At 69.4% G+C, this 15,280-nt stretch carries 14 protein-coding genes; 7 read left to right on the forward strand and 7 right to left on the reverse strand.

The features are described from left to right. Positions 1-74 precede the first annotated feature (74 nt). The 4 genes from EAS64_RS10330 to EAS64_RS10345 all read right to left on the reverse strand — a co-directional run bounded on the left by EAS64_RS10330 (position 75) and on the right by EAS64_RS10345 (position 5,604). On the reverse strand, positions 75-2,600 hold the full coding sequence (locus EAS64_RS10330) for a CHAT domain-containing protein (RefSeq protein ID WP_187365822.1): 2,526 nt from the start codon (positions 2,598-2,600) through the stop codon (positions 75-77). A gap of 102 nt (positions 2,601-2,702) precedes the next feature. Then, entirely contained in the window at positions 2,703-3,212 is a 510-nt protein-coding gene (locus EAS64_RS10335; protein WP_145852718.1) for a hypothetical protein, read from the reverse strand. Continuing rightward, on the reverse strand, positions 3,209-3,748 hold the full coding sequence (locus EAS64_RS10340) for an RNA polymerase sigma factor (protein WP_222849183.1): 540 nt from the start codon (positions 3,746-3,748) through the stop codon (positions 3,209-3,211). Before EAS64_RS10340 ends, EAS64_RS10335 begins: the two co-directional genes overlap by 4 nt. 74 nt (positions 3,749-3,822) lie before the next feature. Continuing rightward, positions 3,823-5,604, reverse strand: coding sequence for a S8 family peptidase (locus EAS64_RS10345; protein WP_145852720.1), 1,782 nt, complete (start codon positions 5,602-5,604; stop codon positions 3,823-3,825). Positions 5,605-6,333: 729 nt separating this feature from the next. Between EAS64_RS10345 and EAS64_RS10350 the strand changes: the two genes are divergently transcribed. The 3 genes from EAS64_RS10350 to EAS64_RS10360 all read left to right on the forward strand — a co-directional run bounded on the left by EAS64_RS10350 (position 6,334) and on the right by EAS64_RS10360 (position 9,984). Beyond that, the gene (locus EAS64_RS10350; RefSeq protein WP_145852721.1) at positions 6,334-7,545 is read left to right on the forward strand and encodes a GGDEF domain-containing protein; all 1,212 of its coding nucleotides are present in this window, start codon (positions 6,334-6,336) and stop codon (positions 7,543-7,545) included. Positions 7,546-7,749: 204 nt separating this feature from the next. Next, positions 7,750-8,121 (forward strand): hypothetical protein, encoded by a 372-nt coding sequence (locus EAS64_RS10355; RefSeq protein WP_145852722.1) that lies wholly within the window; start codon positions 7,750-7,752, stop codon positions 8,119-8,121. Between the two features lie 315 nt (positions 8,122-8,436). Beyond that, a complete protein-coding gene (locus tag EAS64_RS10360) occupies positions 8,437-9,984 on the forward strand; it encodes a hypothetical protein (RefSeq protein WP_145852723.1) in 1,548 nt (515 codons plus the stop codon). Between the two features lie 3 nt (positions 9,985-9,987). Here EAS64_RS10360 and EAS64_RS10365 read toward each other — a convergent pair whose 3' ends face one another. Next, positions 9,988-10,494 carry a winged helix-turn-helix transcriptional regulator gene (locus tag EAS64_RS10365; RefSeq protein ID WP_246115618.1) on the reverse strand — a complete coding sequence of 169 codons (507 nt, stop codon included), beginning with the start codon at positions 10,492-10,494 and terminating at the stop codon, positions 9,988-9,990. Between the two features lie 112 nt (positions 10,495-10,606). On the opposite strand from EAS64_RS10365, the gene EAS64_RS10370 reads away from it, so the two are divergent. After that, positions 10,607-11,314 carry an SDR family oxidoreductase gene (locus tag EAS64_RS10370; protein WP_145852724.1) on the forward strand — a complete coding sequence of 236 codons (708 nt, stop codon included), beginning with the start codon at positions 10,607-10,609 and terminating at the stop codon, positions 11,312-11,314. A gap of 41 nt (positions 11,315-11,355) precedes the next feature. Here EAS64_RS10370 and EAS64_RS10375 read toward each other — a convergent pair whose 3' ends face one another. Beyond that, on the reverse strand, positions 11,356-11,484 hold the full coding sequence (locus EAS64_RS10375) for an NAD(P)-binding domain-containing protein (RefSeq protein ID WP_145852725.1): 129 nt from the start codon (positions 11,482-11,484) through the stop codon (positions 11,356-11,358). A 134-nt stretch (positions 11,485-11,618) separates the two neighbouring features. Next, a complete protein-coding gene (locus EAS64_RS10380; RefSeq protein ID WP_145852726.1) occupies positions 11,619-12,230 on the reverse strand; it encodes a TetR/AcrR family transcriptional regulator in 612 nt (203 codons plus the stop codon). A gap of 144 nt (positions 12,231-12,374) precedes the next feature. Here EAS64_RS10380 and EAS64_RS10385 point away from each other — a divergent pair, with 144 nt between their 5' ends. The 3 genes from EAS64_RS10385 (at position 12,375) to EAS64_RS10400 (ending at position 15,213) form a co-directional block, all read left to right on the forward strand. Beyond that, entirely contained in the window at positions 12,375-13,109 is a 735-nt protein-coding gene (locus EAS64_RS10385) for an SDR family NAD(P)-dependent oxidoreductase (RefSeq protein WP_145852727.1), read from the forward strand. A gap of 33 nt (positions 13,110-13,142) precedes the next feature. After that, positions 13,143-13,766, forward strand: coding sequence for an NADPH-dependent F420 reductase (locus tag EAS64_RS10390; protein ID WP_145852728.1), 624 nt, complete (start codon positions 13,143-13,145; stop codon positions 13,764-13,766). Positions 13,767-14,100: 334 nt separating this feature from the next. Further along, complete coding sequence (locus tag EAS64_RS10400; RefSeq protein ID WP_145852729.1) at positions 14,101-15,213, forward strand: MerR family transcriptional regulator; 1,113 nt, start codon at positions 14,101-14,103, stop codon at positions 15,211-15,213. Positions 15,214-15,280 lie beyond the last annotated feature (67 nt).

Here is a 15,280-nt window from a genome sequence, read left to right on the forward strand (position 1 = left end):
GGGTCTCACCTGCCAGCGTTGCCCGCTCACCTGCCAGCCTGCCCGCTCACCTGCCAGCCTTGCCCGGTCGGCGGCTAGCCGCCGCCGAAGCAGACGAACGGGCTGAACTTCTCGACGAGGGCGGCCTCGGCGAGTGCCTCGGCGGGCCGGGCCCCGGCCGCGAGCAGTCGATGGTAGGCGATCATCAGGTTGACGGCACTGGCGTCCGCTACCCGGGTGACGCTCGATATCACCGACGCTGTCCCGCTGTAGAGCAGGGCCGCGGTGAAGCCGAGGATCTCCTCACCCGGACGTATCACGGTCCGCCCTACATCGCACGATGACAGGACCACGTGCCGGGGAGCGGCCGCGAGCTGCTGAATGTCGTAGGCCATCAACGGACCGTCGGCCAGGTCGAGCCGCGAGAACAGGAAATTCTCGCGTTCGTGATGCCCGTGTGCGGCCAGGTGGGCTAGCGGCGCACCATCCAAGGCATGCAGGGCGGCACCGACGGTGGCCCGTTCCGCCAGCAGCGGCTGGCAGCCGGCATAACACCGTGCGATGTCGGTGACCTCCCGGGCCGCATGGTCCAGATCCGGTCCCGCGACCAGGAGCGGCGGGGCGACCCGCGGCGGCCGCGCCGCCGCGGTGCCGCTCAGCCAGGCGGCCAGCCAGGCGGACGCGGACGGGCTCACCGTGACCGGGCGCCCGCGCAGGGACGGCAGCACGCTCCAGGGGATGCTCGCCAGCGCGCCCGCGGGGACGAGGACCACGCCGTCATCGCCGAGCCAGGACCCCAGTGGCTCGATGATCTCGGCGGTCAGCACTGCTGTCTGGCGCCCTATCGACTCCCTGATCACCGCCTCCAGCCTGGCGGGCATCAGCCGTCCGGCCAGCGTGTCCAGGTCGGCGTTCAACCGCCTGGCCGCCTCGGCGGCCGCGTCGAAGTTACCGAGCCTGGCCAGCCGCACAGATCCGGGCCGGACGAGCACCGCGAGTATCTGGCCGCGCCGGACGAGGATGCTCACCAGGCACTGCCCGCTGCCCGCCAGGGCGCCGCTCACCTCACTGAGGCTGGCCTGGGCCGTGGCCATGCCGCCGCCGCTCGCCTGCCAGTCGCGCTCCCTGATCTCACGCTGCAACTCGGCTTGCCTGGCCATCTGCCGGGGGTCTCGTTTGCCTCGCAGCTCGGCCTCGCGGGTCAGGCGGCCGAGCAGCCGCAGTTCGGCCAGGGCCGCCGCCGTCTGCGGGTCGGCGGGCGGGCGCACCGGCCTGACCCGGAATGCCTGCGCCCGAGAGCGTTCCAGCCAGGCGAACACCAGCGGCGCCGAGTTCCGGTCCAGCGCCACCCGCAGGCCGGCGGCGGCAAGCTCCGCGCCGAGGGCCCCGGTGCCGGTTTGCAGGTCAAGGCTGCCGAGCCGGCCACGACGGGTCTGCACCATGGCCAGGCCGGCGCGGAGCTCGGCCAGCGCTGCCCCAGACCGCCTTTGCCGCTCCGCCAGTTCGGCCCGCGCCAGCCGACGCATCAGGCTGACCGCCAGCGGTGCCGCCGGCCGGCGCCGGCGGACTGCCGCGATCAGCCGGCTCGCCTCATCGAGGCGGCCGGCGACGAGCAGGTTCCGGGCCGCGAGCAACTCGGCCATCTCCGCATCGTTCGCCAGCCCGCAGCCGCGCAGCCGCTCGGCTAGCCGGATGGCCTCTGCCGCGGCGGCCGCCCGGCGGCCCACAGCGACCGACCGGGCCCGCAACCTGGTCAGTGCCGCCAGGCATGCGTACGCGTCGTTGCCGTGCCGGCGGAAACGGCGCTCGGCGGTCGTCGCCCAGCGCCGCGCGGCGTCAGCCTCGCCGGCGCCGAGTGCCGCCTCAGACCTGGCCAGCTCGGCATCCGCGAGATCATGGTCAAGGCGCTGCCTCCGGAACGAGGTCATCGCGTCGTCCAGTTCACTGGCCGCATCACCGGCCAGGCCGGCGGCCAGCAGCGCACGGGCCTTGTCCATCGCCAGGATCGGCAGGATGCCGGGCGCGCACCGCCGGTAACCGTCGGCGGCCGCGTTGAAGAGCTGCAGCGCGGCGGGAATATCGCCAGCAAGCAGATCGCAGTACCCGAGGTTGTGCAGTGCCTTGGTTGTCATCCGGTCATGGCCCTCGGCTGCCGCGACTCGCTGACACCAGAGCAGGTCGGCGCGTGCTCGCCGGACATCACCGGCGTTCAGGTGAGCGAAGCTGCGGTTGAGCAGTGCCGCGATCAGGTTCGCGGTCTCCGCCGGATCCCCTTCCAGTCGCGCGACCGCGCTGTCGAGCATCCTCAGCGCCTCACCTCCCCGCCCGGTCAGCGTGAAGATGCGGCCCCGCTGAAGAAACAGCAGGCCGTGGTTCTCCGGAGCCGCCAGGCCGTGGGCTCGGTCTAGCAGGCACAGCCCGTATTCGGTGCGGCCCTGTTCGGACTCCCACAACGCCAGGATCGCGAGCAGCCTGGCGGCCAGGGCGTGATGCGCCTCGTGCACCTGCTGCGCGTCGGGTTGTTCTCCGTCTTCCCGCCAGCCCAGGTGCCGTAGCCCGGCCCGGGCATAGCGGGCGCCCGCCGCGGGGTGCCCGATGTTGCCCTCCCGGATGCCGCGCACGCGTGCCTCCAGGGCCAGGCTCTCGGCACGGTCCAGCGAACGACGGGAGCGGACTGAGGGCCGCTCAGCGGGTGGCATTGATCGGCCGCCTCCAGGAGCAGGTCACAAGATGAGCGCGGGAGTCACCACGGACGGGCCGGCGCCGTTCTGCCCCGGTTCGGCTGACCGGATGATGAGCTGCGCCGTTCCCCGTGGCACCCGGGTGAAGGCGAAACGTCCCTGCTCGTCGCTGCTGACGCTCAGGGGATCCGCGGTGGTCTTCATCTCGATCTCCCGGCGCTGCGGCGGCGCCAGCCAGCCGTCGATCCGCACCGTTCCGTCGCTGTTCGCGTCGATGCGGATCATGACGGTAAGGCTTTCGCTGTCGAAGGTAATCGTGCGGCTCTGCTCCGCGCCGCGGACCGCCGCGGCTGACAGCTCTTCATCGACGAACCGCGCCATCTCGATCTCGAGGTCACGCAGCGAGAGGAGGAAGCGAAGCCGTTCAGGAAGATCCGCCGGCATCGGGTCAACCGCCTGGTACATCTCCTGGATGTCGTCGAGGAGCCGGAAGTCGAAGTCATCAAGCGGGCCGTCAGCCGACGCGCCGCTGCCCGCGTCTGGGTGCGTCATCGCGGATTCTCCTCAAGGCCTTTGGCCAGCAGGAGGGCGCGCAGCTTGGCCAGGCACCGGCCGCGGGTGGGATCCACGCTGCCCACTTGCATGCCGAGTTCGGCGGCTACCGCGGCGTAATCCGGACGCGGCACGAAGGCGATGATGCGCAGCAGTTCCTGGCACCGCGGCGACAGCTGGCGGATGGCTGTCCACAGGGCACGGCGCTGGTCATCGATCATGACTTGTTCCTCCGATCCAGGTCCCTCGTCGGGCAACTCGGCGAATGCCTCCTGGTCCGTGGGAAACTGCTTGCGCTCGGCCGCGCGCACCCGCCATGCTTCCCGCCTCGTGGTGATGACTAGCCAGCCGGCGAGCGCGGTCGGGGTGCGGATTTCGTCCAGGTGCTCGAACAAGCGCATCCAGACGGTCTGCAGTACATCCTCCGTGTCGCCCGCGCTCAGCCCCGTTGCCCGCGCGACGTGCCACAGCAGCGGGCTGAATTCGGTCACGATCTGGCCGAGCGCATCATCGCTGCCCTGTCTGACCGCACTCACCAGGGCCGCGATGCGGGCGGCGCGGTCTGGCTGACTCGGCCGCACGGGGGCCGGCCTTCGGTCATCCACGGCGATCACAGGATGCGACGGGGCAGATTGTTGCAGGCGGCCACTGCTCGCTTGCGCCTCTCCTCGTCCCCGGGGCTGTCCAGTTTCAGCCCAGATCCGACAGCGCCCTTCAGCAACGACTTGGCGATGAGCGCCGCCCCGTACGGGGCCGAGAACGACGTACCGCTCCAGAGTGCGAAGCCGGCCGAGTAGTCGTTGGGGTCAAGCGCCTCGCGGCCGGGTGGCCAGTGCCCTGATGGCATCCTGTTGACGGGAATCCTGAGCGCGGGAGTGCGGCTGGCGTCGGCGTCGATGGGGTACGTGCTGACCACGCAGGCACCCAGCGCCCAGGCGGTCACCCAGTGGCCGTCGTTGCTGAACATGGCCTTGGTGCCGTTGGGGTTGAGGGCGCCGACGCTGATCAGCGGCACCTGGCCGGCCGGGACGGGCTCAAGTGCGAACGCGGCGGGGTAGAACTTGCGGTTCGTCGCGTAGTTTCCCGCCGCGGCGACGACCACGACGCCCAGCGAGATCAGCACCTTGATCGCCTGCCAGAGCCCGGAGGTCACCACCTTGTCGTGCGCGGACTCGCTGAAGTAGCCGAACGACAGTGAGACGACATCGACGCGTGCCACCGGGTCGTCCGGCCTGGCGCGCGCGATCCGCTTGGCCAGGTGGCCAAGCGCGCAGATGATGTCGCCCTCGTTGAGAATGTCATCGCTGCGCATCACGCGCACGGCCAGGACCTGGGCCTCCGGGGCGACCTGGCGGACGATGCCCGCGATGAACGTGCCGTGGCCAAGGGCCTCGTTGAGCTCGCCGATCAGCGGGTTGTCCGCCAGCGGTGCGTCCCAGGCGTTCTGGATCACCTGGCGCGGCTTGTCGCCATGCGCTCTCGCCCGCTCGCCCTCGTGCCGGATGTGCTCCTGGATCCTTTCGTCCCACGTGACGAAGCCGGACGGGGACGTGGTGTAGCCGCCGGCCGGGTTCACGCCCACGTCCAGCCACTCGTGGGCGCGCACCCCGGTGTCCAGGACGGCGATCGCCGGGCGACGGCCGTAACGGGACGCGCAGGTGGCATCCCGCCTGCGGCGCGGCGGCTTGACGAAGACCGCGACCGGAGTGCGCGGGTCGCCGCCGCTAAACAGGTAAGAACTGGTGGTGCTCGGCCCGCTGACGTCGCTACCGCTGCCTGGGCCCCCGGTGATGCCGCCGCCTCCTTCGCCGACCGGGCTGCCGGTGATGGGCGAGCCGATCAGCAGATGCTCCAGCTCGAAACGGTCGATGCTCGCCTTGTCGAGGATGGGCGGCTCGGCGGCCGCCGATTCCTCGTTCGCCACCTGTTCTCCAGGGGCGGCGGCCGCGCGCAGCGTCTGCAGCGCTGTCCAGGCGTCGATTTCTACCGGATGGCGATAGCCCGGGAGGGGGACCAGGGCCGCGGGCCGGGGCAGCCGGGCCAGGTCCTCGAAGACCCGCCGGTCGCCGTCGCCTGCTGCGAGGTCCGCGTCGGCGTTCTCCCCGGGCGGCACCAGCATCATCCCGGCGATCCCGAGGACCGCGTTGACAGTGGTCATGAAGCCGCTGTCGCCTTGCAGATCGTCGGGGACCAGCAGCGTCCTGGCCCGGTACACCGTCGGCCGCGGGCGAGGGTAACCGTCTACGGCTACGGCGCGTGCGGGGTTGAGTACCCGCCCGCCATGGCGTTCCAGCAGGGATGCTGGCAGATCGAGCAGGCCGGGCGGAAAATCGTCGTCATTATCCGGTGCCGCCCCGGCGCCGTCGAGACGCGGCTGGAAATACCATTTCATTGCGACCCCCCGCGTACAGTGCACCGAAGTTCTGGGCGGCTGGATCGCGAGCGATTCAGCCTCGTGCGGCGGATACCGTCAATCTGGCAGAGTGGTGCCGACGCCGTGAAGTACACGATGTTGATAACGAAATAATAACGACCTCTGCTCTGCTGTCCCCGCGGCGAGCAGGCCCGGTCCTGGCCAGTGGCTCGGCTTGAGGTAGCGCCGCCGGCGGGCGAGGTTCTGGCTGACGGGCGGCGGCGCAGCGCCTTCAACGAGACGCCTGTCCAGTCTCAGTTGAATTGACGATTATTTGTTTCCCAGCTGCTGAATTCAGTCTAACTGACGCCGGCCGTTTCGGCTTCAGGCTTTTTGCGCGCGATGCCGATGCAAAGCGGCGCGCTCTAGTGATACCTGACCACTGAGGTCTCAATTTGTAATTGGTGCCACTCAAGGCACGGAGCCGGATCGTGCATTTGCCGAATATCTCCCGGAATGAGCAGGCAAACAGGAAGTGCCGTGCTGGGGGAGTGGAAGGGTTGAAAGCCCCGCGCTGATCGCCCGGCCGCGATGCCGCGGGGACCGGGAAGCCCACGGTCTCTGGCCACCATTAGTCACGGAAAGTGGCCGCATCGGGGGAGTAGAGTTACTGCCTCGGAAATGTGCGGCCTCGGACGGCTCGGCCGCGAGCTGGGAGGACACCGGGAAGCAGGCCCGTCCGAGCGGTGGCGAAGGGAGCGCGCAGTCATGGAAGCGGATGCCGAGCTGCGGATCCCGCGCTCGGCGCTCGGCTCCATTCAGCGTGCACTGGCCTCTGTGCACGCGGCCGTCGGGTTGCCCGCGACGCTCCAGGCGATCGCGGAGGGCGTGACGAGTTCGACGCCGTACACATGGGTCACGCTGACCACGGCCCGGGAACCGGACGCGGTGGACCTGCACGTCGAGGTGGTGGTCGGGCCGCCAGACGCGGTGGCGATGCTGCTCGGCACGACATGCCCGCGTGCCGCGCTCGTGGAGCACCTGGCCGGTGGCGAGGCGTGGGGTGCGCTGCGGTTCTGGTCCCATTTCGGGGAGACCGATGGCGTCATCATGTTCGTTCCCGACTATGCGCCGCTGGATGTCCCCGATGCCTGGCGGCCCGAGTACGAGCTGATGGCCCCGCTCTACGGGCCGGGCGGCGAGCTGATCGGGACGATGGGCCTGGACCGTCCCAGGGACGGGCGCATCCCGCCGCCCTGGGTCAACGAGTTCCTCGAGCTGTTCGCCGAGCAGGCGGTGATCGCGATCCTCAACGCCCGACGGCACGAGCAGGCGCTGCGCGAGATGCGCACGCTGGAGCAAGAGAGGGCCGCGCTGCACGCCGCGTACGCCGAGCAGCACGCCCGTGAGACCGACCTGCGCCACCAGGCTCGCCGAGATTCGCTGACCGGCCTGGCCAACCGGGTGCTGCTGGAGGAGCGGCTTGAGGAGCTGCTGGCCGCGCAGATCCCGCTCGCTGTGGTCTTCTGCGATCTAGACGACTTCAAGCGGATCAACGACACGCACGGTCACGCGGTCGGCGACGAGGTGCTGCGAGTCATGGGCGTGCGGCTGGCGCGGCGCCTGGCGGCAGTGGACGTGGTCGCCAGGATCGGCGGGGACGAGTTCGTCGTGGTCGCGCCCGGGGTCCAGCAGGCGGACGCGCCGGGGTTGCTGCGGCGGATCGAGAAGGCGTTCGCGCGCGATCCGGTGCGCATCGCAGACCTGCGCCTGCACCTGTCGTGCTCGCTGGGCCTGGTGTGTGAGCCCGGCGGTGCGGACGACCGGGCCGGATCAGCGGCGGAGCGCGCCGAGGAACTGCTGCGCACCGCCGACCGGGAGATGTACGCGCACAAGCGCTCGCGGGCGGGTGTGCACCGGCTGCTGCAGCTGGCGGAGAGCCGGCCGCGCTTGTCGCGTCCGGTTACCGATCAGGGCTGACGCCGGAGCGTGGCCAGGCCGGTGGCCCTGATCCCGGTCGTGCCTCAATTGGGTCACAAGCCCGCGACGACAGGCCTTGCGGCCTTCTCGATCGGCAGTCCGCAGCGTCTCATCAGGAGAAGATGCCCCGGGCGAGCGGAGAGCCGACAATGCGCAACAGGGCCATCGCAGTCTTGACTGTCATAACCGTAGTGGGCGGCCGGCGTGTACATCTGGGTGCAGGCTACGTATGTCTTGCCCGCCGCCGGCTGCGGCCTGTGGGGAATGCCCGGTCAACCCGCTGGCACTCCAGGTGCTGCGCAATGCTTTACGGCCGCGTCGCGCACCTGCGCTGCGGCCGGCGTCCGGGTCCACTGGCAGGGGGTAGAGAGCGGAACCGACGCCGTCTACGTCATCCGCGCGGGCGGGACGCCAGGCCGGTGCCAGGTCACCGCCTACAGCCAGGTGAGGTCCATCGGCTTCCCTGGTCAGGTGAAAACCATGGCCTGCCAGTCGTCAGTCACCGACGCGGGCGTTACGATCTCCTGCCCTCCCGTGCCGACGTCGCTCACGATCAGGCCAGAGCCGAGCAGGTGATCGGACTACGCGCCTGACTGCCAGCGTGACCTGGGGAGGTGTCCAATCTCACAAATCAGGTTGTTAGGCATGCTCGGCGGAGTCTCATGCGACGCGAACCTCAGGCGGGCGCGGCGTTCGCGGCGGTTCAGGGGGAGTGGCCGCCTAGGCGCCCGCCTGGAACCTGCCAGTCGAGCCGGCACTTTCACTTCAGACACTTGGCTACCGTGAGTATCAAACCGTGCGCAACCACCCCAAGTACCCGGAAGTGCTGATACGCATGCTCCAGCTTCCCGTTGACCGGCAGATTCGACTGGCATGAATGAGGTGGCCTTCATGACCGCGAACGACGGGGGAGATGCCGATGCCGCGCTAGTGCTGCGGTTCAGGCAAGCTCAGACCAGGCAGGAAAGCGCCGCGGTGTTCGCCAACGTTGTCCGCCGGCATCGCGACGAGGTGCTGGCTCGCTGCGCCGAACGACTATGGCCCGACGCCGACGCGGCGGTCGCCGCTGCCGGTGATGTTTTCATTGCCGCCGGCCTGGCAATGGCCGACTCCGCGAAACTGGCGCGTCCGGATCTGCTGCGGGCCTGGCTGGTCGGCATCGAGGCCCACGGCATTCATGACATCGACTGGGAAGCGTTGCAGGCCGATGTAGCTGCTCATTTTTCCGAGCTGCGGGAATCATCAGCTGCGCGGGCATCGGTGCGGCACTGGCTGGACCAGATCGTGGCCACGCTTCCTGAACCCCGGCAACGGCTGTACGACCTGTTCGTCACGAGGGGCCTGAACAGCCGGAACGCGGCACTGGAACTAGGCAGCGACGTTTCCGAGGTTCAGCGGCTGCGCCGCGAGAACCAGCAGGCAATCATGCGCGCCTTCGAGGTCACCGCGCTCACCGCCGCGGAGACCGCCTCGGATCCGGGCAATGAGGCTCCCGGGTGCTGGGAACTGCGGCAGATACTGGCCAACGCTCCGCGTGACGGCGATCCGCGAGAAGATGGCCAGCGGCACATCGCGGTATTGCCCGCTGCACTTCGGCTGGCCGTGACACGCCACCTGAGCCAGTGCGCCATCTGCCAGGAGAACAGTGACGACTGCATGGCGTGGTGGGCGCCCGCACTCCTGCCTGTCTTGGCCGGCGCCGAACTGAGCGAGCAAGTCATGGAAGACCTGCGCCGCATTCCCGAGTTCGGGAGGCCCCGTGTTGCACCCGGTGCCCACCGACGCGGCGCTCCGGTTGGCGCCTTCAGGAAGGTCTTCACACGAACGGCCGCCACCACGGGAGGCGGACTACTAGTGGCGCTGCTGTTGCTCGCGTTCGTGCGGCCGGGGTTCCTGTACGGAACGGAGGCTGCCGTTCACCGAGGTTCCACAGCACCGTCAGCGCCGGATCCCAGCGGCAGCCGTCTCAGTACCCCGCTGGTGACAGGCGAAATCGGCGCAGTTCCCAGCCGCAACTCCGGCCGGCAGGTCAACGGGCGTGCTGCTGGCCCGGTGGGCAATCCGTCGCAGGCGGCGACCGGGAGCCTGACCGTGCCTTCGTCGTCCGCCTCGCAGACGTTCCCCGTGCGGTCCACGGTTTCGCCGTCGAACGCGTCAACATCACCCTCAGCTCAGACCACTTCCGCTCCGGGGCCCACTAGCACGCCGTCTCCGAGGCCCCCGTCCTCAACTGCGCCTCGGCCAACCCCGACCGCATCGCCGTCTACGTCGGCGCCAGCGACCCCGGTACCCAAGACGTCGGCTCCCGCCACGCCGACGCCGACGCCGACCACTGCGGCGCCCACGACCCCAGCTCCGTCCACTTCCACGCCGACGCCTTCGGAACTGGCATCAGCCACGGCGCTGTCGGCATCCCCATCGACGTCGGTGTCGAGCTAGCCCCTAACCGGATGTCCCGTCTGAGTCATCACGTCGGACTACGCTGACACCCCTGCCTGGAAAAGCGGTGACGCTTTCGGGAGTCACCGGGGCTCCGCAGTGCCGGCAGGTGGGGACTGCGTGCGGCGGGTGCCCGCAATCGTGCACGAGCTGGACCGCGGGCTCGGCTACGGCCCATGTATTGCCCCAGTCCTGCAGCGCGAGCAGCACGGGGAACAGTTCCTGGCCCGCCTGGGTGAGGTGGTACTCGAAGCGCGGCGGGTGCTCGCTGTACTGCCGTCGCTCGACCAGTCCGGCGTTTTCCAGCTTGCGAAGTCGGTCGGCCAGCATGTCGCGCGAAGCACCCGTGTACGCGGCGATCCGCGCGAACCGGTGCACACCGTAGCCCATTTCCCTGATCGCCTGGAGAGACCACCGCTCGCCCACGATGCCGAGGGCGGCCGCGATGGAGCACGGCCTGACGCGGAGCGGCTGCTCCGCCATGACGATCTCTGTGCCGTGCTCGGCCACGTGGACGCCTCCAACCGTGTGTTGCGTTTTCCAACAGACTATAGCTAAGCTCGGGTCAGCAGTAAGTCCAGAAATCCAACTCACTAGCCGTCAGCAGCAAGGAAGGCAGCTCATGACGAAGCTCGCTGGGTCTGTTGTCCTGGTCACCGGAGCGAACGGGGGACTGGGGACCGAGTTCGTCCGCCAGGCCGTGGCACGGGGCGCACAGCGCGTCTATGCCACCGCGCGCAAGCCACGCACATGGGACGACGACCGGGTCGTGCCGCTCGCTCTCGACGTCACCGAGCCCGAGTCGGTGGCTGCCGCGGCAGCCACCGCGGGTGACACCACCATCGTGATCAACAACGCCGGCGTGGGTGCGCGCGGCAGCCTGCTGGCCACGCCTCTTGAGCAGGTGCGTGCCATCTACGAGACCAACGTCTTCGGCCCGCTCGCCGTGGCACAGGCCTTCGCGCCGGCGCTGGTGAAAAACGGCGGAGGTGCGCTGGTCGACATCCACTCGGCGCTGAGCTGGCTTTCCACCACCGGCGCATACCCCTCGACCAAGGCCGCCCTGTGGTCGGTCACCAACACCCTGCGGCTCGAGCTCGCCGCCCAGGGCACTCAGGTCGTCGGCGCCCACCTGGGCTACACCGACACCCCGCTGACCGCCGGACTCGACGTGGACAAGGAGGACCCGCGAGACATCGTCGCCGCGATCTACGACGGCCTCGAAGCGGGCGACTATGAGGTCCTCGCGGACGACACGAGCCGCTGGGTCAAGCAGAACCTCTCGCAGCCGCTGACGGCGCTCTACCCACAGCTCGCAGACGAGACGTGATCTAGCTCCACAGGAGGAGTGCAGGAACTGTCCCGTGACAGTCATCCCGAGGGCCCCATGTAGGCGACGGTGCGGGAAAACGTGGCAAAGACGGGCTCGCGCTTCTCGTACGCCTTGCGGTCGCCGCCGGCCATCGTGGTCAGGGTGCGGACCCGAGCTCCTTCTGCCATGGCCTTCAGCAGGCGGGCGGCCAGTTCCGTAAAAGCCAGTAGGTCCGGGCCAGGTGCCGGGCGGCTGGTGTCGCGTACCAGCAGGTGCAGCCGCGCGACCGGCCGCGCGTCCAGCCCGGCCGCGGAGTGCCAAGTTAACTTGACACTTCCTCCCGTCGCCGGTCATCGCTGGCTGTGGCGGGGATGGCGTTGTCGATGAGGACGGCGGCGATGGCGGCGGCGGTGGGGAAGGCGTCGGCGTTGAGGACCCGGGTGCGGGCCGCGGCGCCGTCGATGAGCAGCGCGAGCTGCTCGCCGAGCTGTTCAGGGTCGGCGGCGCCGGCTTCGCGGGCGGTGTCGGCGAGCCGCGCGGCGACGGCTTTCTTGTAGTCGCGTGCGTACTGGGATGCGGGGTGCTGGGGGTCGTGGAGTTCGACGGCGGCGGCGATGTAGGGGCACAGGGGAGTGGTGGGGGGGATGTCGAAGGCGGCGAGGAGCCGTTCGCGGGGCGTGAGGTCGGTGCGGTCGAACACGCCGGACAGAACAGAGGGGTCGAACCGGCGCAGGTACTCGGCGACGAGTTCGTCCTTGCCGGTGAAGTGCTGGTAGGCCGTGCGCTTGGACACCTGGGCCGCCGCGCAAAGCTGGTCCATGCCGGTGCGGTTGATGCCTTGCTCGCGAAACAGCTGCTGGGATGCGCTGAGGATGCGCTCGCGGGCGCCCCGGCCGCGGCGGCGACCCCTGGGGCCCTTCTCCAACTCCGTCATGGGTCGATGGTACCCCCAATGGGTAACGACCGGTGTACATAGTTTGCGTCCCGGCCGCGCGCCCGGTACCGTAAGCACACGGATCGGTGTACATAACACCGTCACCCCAAATGCGCACGGCACCACCGACCCCAGGGAGCGACCATGGGAAAGCTTGACGGCAAGGTAGCGGTCATCACCGGCGGCACCACCGGCATGGCGCTGGCCGGCGCGAAGCTGTTCGTCGAGGAGGGAGCGCACGTCTTCATCACCGGCCGCCGCCAGGACGCCCTGGAGGCGGCCGTGAAGCAGATCGGTCGCAACGTCACCGGCGTCCAGGGCGACGCCGCCGACCTGGACGACCTGGACCGCCTGTACGACACCGTCAAGCGGGAGAAGGGCAGCCTCGACGTGCTGTGGGCCAGCGCCGGCGGCGGCGAGCCCGCCCCGCTCGGCGAGATCACCGAGGCCCACTTCCACGCCGCGTTCTGGCTCAACGCCCGCGGCACCCTGTTCACCGTCCAGAAGGCCCTCCCGCTCTTCAACGACGGCGGCTCCATCCTCATGACCGGCTCCAACGCCTCCCTGGGCGCCTTCCCCGGCTGGAGTGTCTACGCCGGCAGCAAGGCCGTCCAGCAGGCCTGGGCCCGCGTCTGGCTCAACGAGCTCAAGGACCGCCGCATCCGCGTCAACGTCCTGACCCCCGGCCAGGTCGCCACCGCCAAGCAGGAAGAACTCTTCGACGAGGCCACCAAGCGCCAGTTCGAGTCCCTCATCCCCCGCGGCCAGATGGGCCGCCCCGACGAAATCGCCACCGCCGCCCTCTTCCTCGCCTCCGACGACTCCAGTTACGTCAACGGCATGGAACTCGTCGCCGACGGCGGCACCACCGCCATCTAAAGCGAACAACGCACAACAAGGGCAGGACATCTCATGAGCAACATCAGCATCATCGGCACCGGGAACATGGCCCGCACCATCGGCGCGCGGGCGGTAGCGGGCGGCAACACTGTCGAGGTCATGGGCCGCGATCAGTCCAAGGCCGCTGACCTGGCCAAGGCTCTCGGCGGCGGCGCCACGACGGGAGAATGGGGCACCGCCCCGGCCGGGGACATCGTCATCTTCGCCCTGTTGTACGACGGTGTCGTGCCGGTCGTCGCCCAGTACGGAGACGCTCTCGCGGGCAAGATTATCGTCGACATCAGCAATCCCTTCAATTCCACGTTCGACGGGCTAGCCCACCGCGAGGAGACCTCGATCGCGCAGGAAGCCGCCAAGGCGGCCCCGGCCAGCGCCAGCGTGGTGAAGGCGTTCAACACCATCTTCCGTCATGTCCTGGAGAAGGGTCGGCCCGACGTCTTCATCGCTGGCGATAATGCGCAGGCCAAGGCAAGTGTGGAGGCGTTCATCGAGAGCCTCGGGCTGCGCCCGCTGGACGTCGGCGGCCTGAAAATGGCGCACTGGCTGGAAGGAGCGGGCGTGGTCACGGTGGGCCTCGCCAACCACGGGGTGGGGAACTTGGACTTCGCCCTCAGCATCACCGAACTTCCCGTCTGAGCAAACGGTTGACGGATCACCGAAAGGACTCGCCAATAAAACTTGGCACACACCTCCCATAGTCGGGCCCGCTATCAGCAGCGCCGCTGGCCTCCTTCTACTACGAGCCGCCGCACCTGGCCCGGATGCTGACCACGCTCGACGTGCTCAGCGACGGCCGTTGTCCCGTCTCACCCATCGTGTCGAGCCAGTCCTGCGAGGTGACACGGTAATGAGACGCCAGAACGCCTGGCTGTCTCACTCATCATGTCGATTCCGGAGAAGTTCGGCGTGAGGTGCCACCTGGAGCCAGGGGCTTGACCCTCACGTGACGTCATGCGGCATAGTCGGCGGCGTGGAGCAACACCTGACCGTGGGGCGCGTGGCCGAGCTGGCCGGCGTGAGCGTCCGCACGCTGCACCACTACGACGAGATCGGCCTCGTGCGCCCGTCGGCGCGAACAGCAGCCGGGTACCGGGCCTACTCGGCGGGCGACGTGGAGCGGCTGCGCCAGGTGCTGGCCTACCGGCGGCTGGGCTTCGGGCTGCGCGAGGTCGCGGATGTGGTCGACGACCCGTCCGCCGACGCGGCCGCGCACCTGCGCCGGCTGCGCGGCCTGCTGCTGGAACATCGGGACCGGGCCGATGCGATGGCTGCGGCTATCGACAGGGAACTCGAGGCACGGGCGAAGGGAACGGCAGTGACACCAGAGGAACAGCTGGAAATGTTCGGCGCTCGGTTGTATGACGCCATCGGGGGCGCGTACCCCGCGACGCGGCGCACCGACTCGCGGATCGCCGCTCAGGTCTGGGACGCGCTCGGCGACGCGCGGACAGTGCTGAACGTCGGGGCCGGCACCGGCTCCTACGAGCCGCCCGGCCGCGACGTCACCGCGGTGGAGCCGTCGGCGGTCATGCGGGCGCTGCGCCCTGAGGGCTCGGCGCCGTGCGTGGCCGCCGCCGCGGAGAGCCTGCCGTTCGAGGACCAGTCCTTCGACGCCGCGATGGCCTTCAGCACCGTCCCCCACTGGCAGGACCCGGTCGCCGGGCTGCGCGAGATGCAGCGAGTGGCCCGCCGCGTGGTGGTGTTCACCTACGACCCCAGCGAATTCGCCTGGCGCCGGCGGTTCTGGCTCACCCGCGACTACCTGCCCGAGGCCGGCGGCCTCGCCGACGCGACCTGGCTGCCGCGGCTGGCCGATGCCATCGGGGGACGGGCGGAACCGGTGCTCATCCCGTGGGACTGCGCCGACGGCTTCCTTGAGGCATACTGGCGCCGCCCCGAGGCCTACCTGGAGGAACACGTGCGCCGGGCATGCTCGGTGTGGACACGCGTCGGGCCGGAGGCCGAGCAGCGGGCCGTGCGCAGCCTCCGCGACGACCTCGCCTCGGGGCGCTGGGCCGAGCGCAACCGCGACCTTGTCGGCCTCGGTTCGGCAGAACTCGGCCTTCGCCTCCTCGTAGCCTGAACCCTGCCGCGCCGTCAAGCTGCACGGTCCCTAAGCGGCGGGGCGATCGTAGGCGTTGGTGATGTCG

Origin of the sequence: Trebonia kvetii (genome assembly GCF_007827045.1) — a bacterium.
GTDB classification, from domain to species: domain Bacteria; phylum Actinomycetota; class Actinomycetes; order Streptosporangiales; family Streptosporangiaceae; genus Trebonia; species Trebonia kvetii.

Excerpts from the sequence above, each read along its gene's own strand:
- EAS64_RS10370 (WP_145852724.1), top strand. The coding sequence starts at position 10,607 with ATGACGAAGCTCGCTGGGTCTGTTGTCCTGGTCACCGGAGCGAACGGG.
- EAS64_RS10360 (WP_145852723.1), top strand. The coding sequence starts at position 8,437 with ATGACCGCGAACGACGGGGGAGATGCCGATGCCGCGCTAGTGCTGCGG.
- EAS64_RS10390 (WP_145852728.1), top strand. The coding sequence starts at position 13,143 with ATGAGCAACATCAGCATCATCGGCACCGGGAACATGGCCCGCACCATC.
- EAS64_RS10385 (WP_145852727.1), top strand. The coding sequence starts at position 12,375 with ATGGGAAAGCTTGACGGCAAGGTAGCGGTCATCACCGGCGGCACCACC.
- EAS64_RS10350 (WP_145852721.1), top strand. The coding sequence starts at position 6,334 with ATGGAAGCGGATGCCGAGCTGCGGATCCCGCGCTCGGCGCTCGGCTCC.
- EAS64_RS10380 (WP_145852726.1), bottom strand. The coding sequence starts at position 12,230 with ATGACGGAGTTGGAGAAGGGCCCCAGGGGTCGCCGCCGCGGCCGGGGC.
- EAS64_RS10335 (WP_145852718.1), bottom strand. The coding sequence starts at position 3,212 with ATGACGCACCCAGACGCGGGCAGCGGCGCGTCGGCTGACGGCCCGCTT.
- EAS64_RS10345 (WP_145852720.1), bottom strand. The coding sequence starts at position 5,604 with ATGAAATGGTATTTCCAGCCGCGTCTCGACGGCGCCGGGGCGGCACCG.
- EAS64_RS10375 (WP_145852725.1), bottom strand. The coding sequence starts at position 11,484 with ATGGCAGAAGGAGCTCGGGTCCGCACCCTGACCACGATGGCCGGCGGC.